This is a genomic window from Haematobacter sp. (assembly GCF_032102465.1).
Lineage (GTDB): Bacteria > Pseudomonadota > Alphaproteobacteria > Rhodobacterales > Rhodobacteraceae > Haematobacter.
On the sequence record NZ_DAMDHB010000067.1, the window covers coordinates 1 to 9171 of the forward strand.

General features: G+C 60.4%; 9 protein-coding genes and 1 pseudogene. 5 read left to right on the plus strand and 5 right to left on the minus strand.

Features of this window, described 5'->3' with window-relative positions:
• On the plus strand, window positions 1-174 hold the full coding sequence (locus RT513_RS20925; protein ID WP_409518436.1) for an ATP-binding protein: 174 nt from the start codon (window positions 1-3) through the stop codon (window positions 172-174).
• A gap of 592 nt (window positions 175-766) precedes the next feature.
• Here the strand turns inward: RT513_RS20925 and RT513_RS20275 are convergent.
• The gene (locus RT513_RS20275; protein ID WP_290687415.1) at window positions 767-1549 is read right to left on the minus strand and encodes an IclR family transcriptional regulator; all 783 of its coding nucleotides are present in this window, start codon (window positions 1547-1549) and stop codon (window positions 767-769) included.
• Window positions 1550-1680: 131 nt separating this feature from the next.
• On the opposite strand from RT513_RS20275, the gene RT513_RS20280 reads away from it, so the two are divergent.
• The 4 genes from RT513_RS20280 to RT513_RS20295 all read left to right on the plus strand — a co-directional run bounded on the left by RT513_RS20280 (window position 1681) and on the right by RT513_RS20295 (window position 5456).
• Complete coding sequence (locus RT513_RS20280) at window positions 1681-2628, plus strand: cupin domain-containing protein (RefSeq protein WP_290687417.1); 948 nt, start codon at window positions 1681-1683, stop codon at window positions 2626-2628.
• A gap of 227 nt (window positions 2629-2855) precedes the next feature.
• Window positions 2856-3872, plus strand: a complete 1017-nt coding sequence (locus tag RT513_RS20285) for an ABC transporter substrate-binding protein (protein ID WP_088215701.1) — start codon at window positions 2856-2858, stop codon at window positions 3870-3872.
• An 11-nt stretch (window positions 3873-3883) separates the two neighbouring features.
• The gene (locus RT513_RS20290; RefSeq protein WP_088215713.1) at window positions 3884-4681 is read left to right on the plus strand and encodes an ABC transporter ATP-binding protein; all 798 of its coding nucleotides are present in this window, start codon (window positions 3884-3886) and stop codon (window positions 4679-4681) included.
• On the plus strand, window positions 4674-5456 hold the full coding sequence (locus RT513_RS20295) for an ABC transporter permease (RefSeq protein ID WP_290687420.1): 783 nt from the start codon (window positions 4674-4676) through the stop codon (window positions 5454-5456). Before RT513_RS20290 ends, RT513_RS20295 begins: the two co-directional genes overlap by 8 nt.
• Before the next feature lie 848 nt (window positions 5457-6304).
• Here RT513_RS20295 and RT513_RS20300 read toward each other — a convergent pair.
• The 4 genes and pseudogenes from RT513_RS20300 to RT513_RS20935 form a co-directional block, all read right to left on the minus strand.
• The gene (locus tag RT513_RS20300; protein WP_290687422.1) at window positions 6305-6634 is read right to left on the minus strand and encodes a DUF4387 domain-containing protein; all 330 of its coding nucleotides are present in this window, start codon (window positions 6632-6634) and stop codon (window positions 6305-6307) included.
• 11 nt (window positions 6635-6645) lie between these two features.
• The gene (locus RT513_RS20305; protein ID WP_290687424.1) at window positions 6646-8004 is read right to left on the minus strand and encodes an acyclic terpene utilization AtuA family protein; all 1359 of its coding nucleotides are present in this window, start codon (window positions 8002-8004) and stop codon (window positions 6646-6648) included.
• A 158-nt stretch (window positions 8005-8162) separates the two neighbouring features.
• Window positions 8163-8399 (minus strand): helix-turn-helix domain-containing protein, encoded by a 237-nt coding sequence (locus RT513_RS20930; protein ID WP_409518437.1) that lies wholly within the window; start codon window positions 8397-8399, stop codon window positions 8163-8165.
• A 267-nt stretch (window positions 8400-8666) separates the two neighbouring features.
• Window positions 8667-9049 (minus strand): annotated as a pseudogene (locus RT513_RS20935) (sigma-54 factor interaction domain-containing protein); the annotation flags it as partial.
• Window positions 9050-9171: the final 122 nt, after the last annotated feature.

The following is a 9171-nucleotide window of genomic DNA, read 5'->3' on the forward strand; positions in this document are numbered from 1 at the left end:
GTGCTGATCGGCGGCACCGGAACCGGCAAGACCCACCTCGCCATTGCCATAGCGCATCAGGGGGTCAAAATTGAGCGCCGATTGACACTGGTCTTCTGCCCGCGCCACGACAGTCATCGAGAAGCACCTGGACGCGCAGGCCTGTCTGGCCGACATCCTTCCCCGCATCCCTGATCTCAAGATCACAGGCTCGACGATCTGCTTTCATGGAGCTGAAACCACTCTTCAGGAAACGGCCCCAAGTCACCTGCGCTGCCGCAACAAACCGCCTGTTACGCCCTGGGTTCAGCCCCCCACCATGTTGGATATGGTCTGAGCGGCAGTGGATGGACCCCAGCAACGAACTTCGCCGGCTCCCTCGTCGGTGTGACGGCTCCCGCAATCGGTAGCGTATGAACATCAAGCCTAATCACCTTGCCAATCTGCATCCGGTCCCTCCTCAATGCCAACGGCGAGGCGTAATCAGGCTTAAGAGGCTGCTGAAAAAGGCTTTTAGCCGGTGTCGGAGCGGAAATCGTTCGCAATCTGTCGGAATTCGGCCGGAAATCTATATACTTCCGGGCGTTTCCGGGCCGATTTTCCGATTTCCGGCACATAGGCGTGACACATCAGGACTTTTTCAGCAGCCTGTCAACACAACCCTCCAACAAGGCATGCCGCGGGATAGGCCGCCAATATCGCAACGCTTAGCAGGCGATCATGGCGTCTGACGCGCTCCAATCCTCATTTGAAATTCTCGGCGATCACAGTACCCAGCCGGGGGCTTCTAGCCCCTGGCATCCCAGCCGAGCAGCGTCGATATCCGCATGGTGGTCGCGATGAGTTGCTTGCGTACATCCTCTACCGCTTCTCGTTCCACCACTGCGTTAGGGGCGGTAAGGTTAACTGCGGCAATAATATCTCCGATCATATTGCGAATGGGCGCAGCAGCCGAGATGATGTCGGCTTGGAAATCACCCAGATGCACGATGGCTGGAAGCGCGGCATCCGCTCGTGCCTGTCGCGCGATGGTGGAAGTGCTGCCTGCCTTGGGAGTGCTGACGCCTTCCACGCGAAAACGACTTAGTATCTCGGTTTCGCTCAACCCGGAAAGCAGTACACGTCCGAGCGTGGTTGCGCGTGCGGGTAGCCGGCTGCCCACATGAATGATTGAACTATCATGCTTGGGACCGGCGAGACGCATGACATAGAGAACCGAAGTCCCGTCCAGAACGCCCAGATGGACCGACCACCCCGTCAGGCTGCGCAACTTCTCCAGTTCGGGCTGTGAGATTTCCACCACTTCGCGCGTTGCGAAATAGCCATAGGTCAGCCTCATGACGCCCGGCCCGAGCGCATAGGTCTCCGTCCGCTCGTCGTGCAGAAGGCATCCCTCGGCCGCCAGCGTGTAAACAGTTCGGAATGCGGCGGAGCGTGTTATCCCGAGCGATGCGGCAATTTGCGACAATGACAGATTGGGCGTCTCGGGAGTGAAGAGCTTCAACGTGGACAGCCCGCGGACAAGTCCGGGAACCAGATACCGATCTTTGCCCTGCTCCGGCGACCTCATTGCACCACGCTCCCGCCACTGCTCGCTTGGTTTACCTGTAAAACGCTTAATCGCATATAAAACATGGCTGGGCTATGGCCATATCTGTTGATGCTCACGGCATCGGATGTGTCCATTGAGAGGTAAATACCATGACTGCACAAGACACGGCCTTCGCCACGCTTTCGGATGAATTGAAAGCCCATACCGGGCGCTTCACAGACAAGAAATTCGACTGGAAGGCCTTCCCCTCCAACGTAGGATTCGAAGAGCTTTCCCGCGCTCAGATGCGGTATATCGGTGCCGGTGGGTCCCCGAAGGTTGGCGATACCTCTACGCTGAAGCCCGATCATTTCACCCTGTCCCTGATCTACAAGGAACCGGGAAAATATGCTGCCTGCCACAGCCATGAGATCGAAGAGAGCTTTCTCATCATCGACGGCGCGCTGATCGTCGGCTGGGAGCGTGACGGGGAGGTCGTAGAGGTCAATCTGGGCCCGAAGGACATGATCCTGAACGCACGGGAAATCGGACACGGCTTCCGTGTCGACGGCGTGGAGCCGGTGATGATGTCGATCTCGGTGGATGTGGGCAAACCTCTGCCGCCGGTCTATCACTACCATCCCAAGGAACACGCCCCTGAGCTTGCACGGGCCTTCGGGGCCGAACCCGGCAAAACGTTGCCGTTCGATCCCAAGGGCGAACATCCGCTGCAGCAACTGATGGCCAAATACGTCGTGCGCCATTCGGAACTGGAGACCCATTGGGAAGATGCGGGCTTCACGCGCAAGGTGTACTGCGGCCCCGGTGGCGTTGAGTCCGACACCTGCCGCAAGGAAATGCTGGGCGTCCCTTCGCGCGTCGGCGTGAAGCCGTTTGCGCGCGACGTGGAAGATGCCTTCCTTGTGCTCGAAGGCTCTTTCGTCGTCGGGTGGGAAGAGAATGGCGAACAGGTGGAAATCGAGCTCGGGCCACGTGATCTTGTGAAAACGCCGGCGGGTCGCAAACATTGGTTCCGCAACAATGGCGCTTCGGCTGCCACGGTGTGGTATGTAGTGGGTTCCGCAGAACCGGAAAGCGTCGCCTTCGAAGCGGCTTGATCAATCAACCGCACTCCCGGGCGGCGGTTGCTGTCCGGGGGTGCGGCCGCGCGGCTATTCTGTATGCGCCCTATGCCACAGTTCGGAGCCGACCCTCACCCGACTCTGCTCGGAACTTCAGGAGCCTTTCGGATCCTCGCGTTACTTCGTTTTGCCTGTAAAACGATGCCTTTCCCTACCCTGTTCTCGACTGGCAAAACATGCCTTCGACACAACAGGGATAAAAAATGCACAGCGCCAATCTTTCACGCCGTGGGTTCCTCTGTGCCACCGGCGCAGCGGCCCTGCTGGCAACGGGAACGTCCGCGTTCGCTCAGAGCACCGATTTTTCGTTCATAGCACCCTTCAGCTTTTCACTCGCATTCGGTGACGTTCTTTATGCCGATGCGATGGGCTTCTACCGCGACGAAGGGCTGAACTTCAAAGCAGAGGCTGGCAAAGGTGCTTCCTTCGCCGCCCAGATGGTCATCGCCAAACAGATGTCCGCGGGCCGCACAGGGGGCACCAACTTCATTCAGTCGCGGGTGGACAACGGCGCGCCGCTTCTGTCCATAGCCACCATCGCGCAACTTTCGCCGTTCTACATCATCTCCTCGAAGGAAAACCCTGTCCGGTCCATGGAGGACTTGGAGGGGCGGACTGTTGGGATGGCCTCGCTCGGTGGCTCGATGGAAGGCACACTCGATTTGCTGATGCGGAGCGGGGGCCATTCCCCCGAGACAGTCAAGCGGGTCAAGGTCGCTGACACCGGCGCCTCCTATGCCCTGATCCAGGCCGGTCGCGCCGGGGCGTTCATTGGAAACACCTCCTCCATGATCACCGCCCTGGCTGCGACGGGGGATGCTGTCGCCATTCCAATGGATGATGGCATGCCCGGGCAAGTCTACGTCGCACATGACGAAGATGTTGCCGCGAACCCAGACAAGTTTGTGGCTTTTTTGAGAGCCACCCATCGCGCCGCTCTCACCATCGCCCAGACGCCAAAGGAGGAACTTGACCCGATCATCGACAGGATCGCCACCCGGTTCGATGTTCTGGGCACAGCGGATCGCGGTGCTGCCCGAGAGGATCTGTATGCCAACGCCCAGAACTGGATCGCGAAGGGTTCGGAGAATGTCCTACGGAACGTTCCCGAGGTCTGGGCGAATGCTGTGTCCATGCTCGGTGAGGCGGGCATGATCAAAAAGCCGGTCGATCCGACGAGCCTTTACACCAATGCACTTCTGGACAGGGCGCTCGCGTGATGATGCATGATATGGATGTGAAGCCCGCCGAAATCGACATTCGCGGGCTAACCAAGATATTCGGCGAGGGTCCGACGGCCGTTACCGCAATCTCGAATGCCGACCTCGTATTGGAGAGAGGAGAATTCATCTCGCTCCTCGGGCCATCGGGATGCGGAAAGACTACGCTCCTGCGCATCGTCGCGGGTCTTGAAGCGCCTACGGAAGGCAGCGTGGAGATCCGCGGGCTGTCGGTGTGGACCCGTTCCCGCCGCTCCCGCAAGGCGACGCGTCCCGTCTCCATGATGTTTCAGGAGGCGCGGCTTTTTCCGTGGTATTCGGTCGCTCAGAATGTGGCGCTGCCGCTGCGTATCGCGGGCGTCGGCAAGGCCGAACGAATGGAACGCGCGCATGAAATCTGCCGCACCGTCGGCCTTTCGGGGTTCGAAAACCATCGCCCCGGGCAGCTTTCCGGTGGAATGCGACAGAGGGCCTCCCTCGCCCGGGCGCTTGTGACCGATCCGCAGGTACTTCTCCTGGACGAACCATTCGGCGCCCTGGACGCGATGACCCGGGATGCGCTGAACGTCGAACTGATGGAGGTCTGCGCGCGGGCGAAGGTCACAACAATTCTCGTGACCCATTCAATCGTTGAAGCCGCTTTCCTCTCTGATCGCGTCGTGGTGCTTGCCCCTCGGCCGGCTCGGATTACCGGAATCGAGAAAATGGGGTTTCCCCGCCCAAGAACCCTGGATCTGCAACGGACTGGCGAGTTTCAGGACATCGTTGCTCATCTCCGCTCAGAACTGACGAGACCAAGCCATGCTTAACTCAAGGAATATCTGGCGGGTCGTTCTGCCCTCCATCGCTGTCATTATCTTCCTCGGCAGTTGGTCTCTCTATGTGCGTATGGCAGATGTTTCGGCCTTTGTTTTGCCATCTCCCGAAGCCATCGCGATCTCACTGGTAAATCTGGTGCAGGATCCTTCCCTGTGGTACCATGTCCGCATCACTGTGACTGAGGCGGCCAGCGGCTTCATGATAGCGGTCGCGCTCGGGCTGACGCTCGGCTTCGTGATGGCGCGGGTTCCGCCGGTGGAATGGGCAGCCAAACCGTTCATCGTGCTTCTTCAGCTTGTACCGAAAATCGCACTGGCGCCGCTTTTCATCCTCTGGTTCGGGTTCGGGCTTGAATCGAAGATCGTCATCGCTGCGGCTCTTGCCTTTTTTCCTATATTCTCCAACGCTCTGATCGCCTTCAAGTCGGTGGACAAGGGCGACAGTGACGTCATGGTCATGCTTCAGGCCTCGCCGCTTCAGCGGCTCATGATGCTGGAGCTGCCGACCGCCCTTCCAGTCGTGCTGACCGGTATGGAAGTCTCGGTCGTGATGGCGATGATTGGTGCGATCGTGGGCGAGTTTATCGGGGGAAGCGAAGGACTGGGTTACTTGGCGGTGAAATACCTTCAGGAACTCTCCGTTCCGAACCTCTTTGCCGTGATTGTGGTTCTGACGATGGTGGGACTGACGCTCTATCTGATGATCGGTCGGCTGCGTGCGTGGTTTGCGCCATGGCACGGTGCAACCGGGGCGCAGCCCCACTGATAAGCGCTCGTCCCCGGGATCGATCGGCTTTCCGGGGACGCTTGGCGCCTGCATGCTGACGAGATAGCTTTCAGTCGCACGGGCGTTCGCACATGCTCTTATCCAGCGAGCGCAAGCCTCCTAGTTCGATTTTTCACTATCCGGGTGGGTCGAACAAGTGGGCGTAGTGCAGAACTTGTCTGATTGCGCAACCGTGTTTCGATACACCTGAGATTCCATCAGACCGTTCGCTGCCGGTTTCTGGTCTGCAGGGTGGGGATCATTATTACGAACGCACTCCTTCGTGGAGCTATCGCAGCTCTACAGTAACAGCTGACCGTAGGGTGGAGGTAACTAACGTCCCCATGGACCAAAAAAAAGGAACCGCTCTGGCAAATACGCAGCGGTGGTGATCCTTTGTCTTGTCCATGGTTCACGGCCAGTACAGGGATCTTCTCCGTTGAATATCGTTGCTGACCGGATCACCTGTACCACCATCAATACCGCCAAGCCGAAGACGCGGCAGCCGAGGCTCTGGCCAAATACACCACGGAAGAGTTATTCTGGAAAACCCGCTCTCCTGGGCGTATCTAGAGGGAGGCTATTGTGGTGGTTCCGTCACGGGAGTCGGGACCCAGCCAATTGTCAGTGATCGTTACGATGTCGCGGAGCAGCGCTCTTCGATCAGCCGCAAATAGGGACACTCTCGACCGTCTGCTCGCGGCTACCTATCCCGAGGCGGGGCGTCATGAAAACGGTTCTTCTGAACCGTGATTGCAGCAGAGTAGTATTGCGGGCCGGCGCACAACGCCGGACCTCAATGTACTACCCATGAGAAACGGAGCGCATCGTTTTGATCCGCGCCTTTTCTACACCGTCAGATCCACTTCCATATCCAGGAAGGGTGCATATTGCTGCGCGCCGAAGATATCGCCATCTCCCGCCGATCCCGACGGACGTTTGCGCAAGATGGTGAACTTGATCGCATAAGCCGGGTCGTATTCGACGAAATCCGTAAGCCGCGCGGGATCGACCTTCAACATTCCGCAGACGGTTTCCGGCGTGAGTGTTCCCGAGCGTTTCACCATCTCGTAGGTCGCCCTTTCGCGAAAGATGATGTCGAAAGTGATCTTGTCGGTGCCTGCGTTCTTGGACCGGATCGTCTTGGCGAGATCCGAGAGCTTCGTGGTCGTGTTCATCCGATGTCTCCTCAGCCGATCATGGCGGTGTGGGTGGGGAAAAGCTCCAGCGGATCGTCCACGGCCATCGTGTGGTTCAGCGTCCAGCGATAGGCGGGGCTGGCCTCCAGCACCTCGTCCAGCACGAAGGAGACGCCGCCCGCCGTGCCCTTCACATCCGGCAGCCGCGCGTAGAATAGCTGCCGCGTGCCGGTCATGGTCACCTCCTCCGCCATCTCGCGCGTGGGAGCCACGCCCTGCACGACGATGCAAAGCTCATGCGACGGGCGGTCCCGCAGCGGCTCCATCTCGCCCATGATGCCGTCGCGGCCGAAGACGTTGTAATGCAGCTCCCACCCGTCGGGGCCGAAACGCTCCACCGTCTGCTGGCGCGCCCAGTCGATCACCGCATCCACATTGGCGATGGTGTAGGGATCGCGGATGCCGGCCATGCCGACGAATCGCTCGCCGACCTTGCCCGAACCTTCCAGCTTCACCCGGATGCCCTGCGACGGCTCAAAAGTCATGCCGGTGACCCGCGTCGTCTTTTCCGACACCTGATCGTAGGCGCAATGGGTCATGTCCAGCATCCCGCCCGCCACGAATTCGTGGAACGGGTTGGAGCGTTCGTACATCGCATGGCCCGCAACCGAGGCGACGGTGCAGCGTTGTTCCGGCGCCATGGCGGTCACCTGCACATGGTCCTGCGTGATCTCTCCCATCACGGTTTCCTCGGCGCCGTAGGGCTCAGCGCAGAAGGAGGTGCATTCCAGCACCTTGCCCAGGTAGTAGCTCTGCGCCTCCGGGTAGCCCTTGTGGAGCGCGGCGGCGGCAAAGATCGCGCTGTCGGAGGAACGCCCGCCGATGATCACGTCGCAGCCCTCCTCCAGCAGCTTGACGAAGGGATGCACGCCCGCCATCGCCACGATGCGGGAGGTGGCGTCCAGCTCCTCCTCCGTCAGGTCGGCGCGGGTGTCGAGCCCGGTGACCGGCGATCCGCCGCGGATCTTGGCGCGAACATAGGAGGGATCGACCTCGGAATAGAACCAGCCGAGCTTGAAGGGCGCCAGCCCATGGCGCGCCGCGATGTCGCGGATGATCTGGACATACATGTCCACCCGCGAATTGGTGCCGGTATCCCCGGCCGAGCCGATCATCATCGGCACGCCGATGCGGCGTGCGGCCAGCAACATCTCCTCCAGGTCATGCTCCTGCCAGACCTTCGGGCTTGCGCAGGTATCAGCGCCGAGCGGCACGGGGCCGATGTCGTCGCTGCCGGAATCGGCGGCGATGATGTCGGGGCGGGCATCGACGCCGATGTGGAAGCTCCGCGTCTTGAGCGGCGCGAAGCCGAGATGGCCGTTGGGGCAGATGATCCTGAGCGACGACATGGAAGCCTCTTGTGTGGTCGATATACCCATTCCCATGCAGGATTCGTGCCATGCCTGAGCGGCGCGAAAAAGCGGGCGGAACCAAGGAGGGGTGCAATCGACGGGGAGGGAGCGGGCCGCCTTGCGTGAAAATTTCACGCCAGCCGCGCCGGGCGCGTTCAGGCGCGGGGCATTCCCAGCTTGATCATCTGGTGGCGGAGCGCATGGCGGGAGAGTTTCAGGATCTCCGCCGCCTTTTGGACGTTGCCTTCGGCGCGGTCCAGTGCGGCGCTGATCAGCCCGCGCTGATAGTCCTCTGTCAGCTTGTGGAAGCCTTCGTCCAGCGGCGGCGTCTTTGGCGAGGCGGCGACGACGGACAAACCCGCCCGCACCGTGCGCAGGATGCGGTCCGGCATGTGTCGGGGGAGGATCACGTCCTCCTCCTCCAGGATGAAGATACGTTCCAGCAGGTTTTCCAGCTCCCGCACGTTTCCGGGCCACGGGTGGGCCAAGAAGATCCGCTCGGTCTCGGCGTCGAGCCCGCGGATGTTGCGGCCGTAGACCTTGTTGAACCGGTCGATGAAATGGCGGGCGAGGATCAGCACGTCCCCGCCGCGTTCCCTGAGCGCGGGAATGTTCAGCGCGATGACCTGCAAGCGATAATAGAGGTCTTCGCGGAATTTGCCCGAGAGCACTTCAGACAGCAGCACCTTGTTGGTCGCGGCGATGAAGCGGACATCGACGGCGGTGGATTTCACCGCCCCCACCCGGCGGAACTGCTGGGTGTCGAGCAGGCTGAGCAGCTTGGCCTGCAAGGTCAGGTCCATCTCCCGGATTTCGTCGAGAAAGATGGAGCCGTGGTTCGCAGCCTCCACCAGACCGACCTTGCGGTCGACCGCGCCGGTGAAGGCGCCCCTCTCATGGCCGAAAAGTTCGGATTCCAAAAGGCTCGTCCGAATGGCGGCGCAGTTGATGTCCATAATTCGCGCTTGGCACGGGCCGAAGCGCGGTGGAGCATCCGCGCGACGAGCCCCTTGCCGGTGCCCGTCTCGCCATAGATCAGCACGGTGCGGGCGGGGCTGACCGCGACACGTTCAATCAGCCGCTGGACTGTTGGTTTCCACGCAGAACTGAGCTGGTTCGGCGCGTAATTTCCATTGAGAATTGAGCCATGTGAACCTTCCCCCA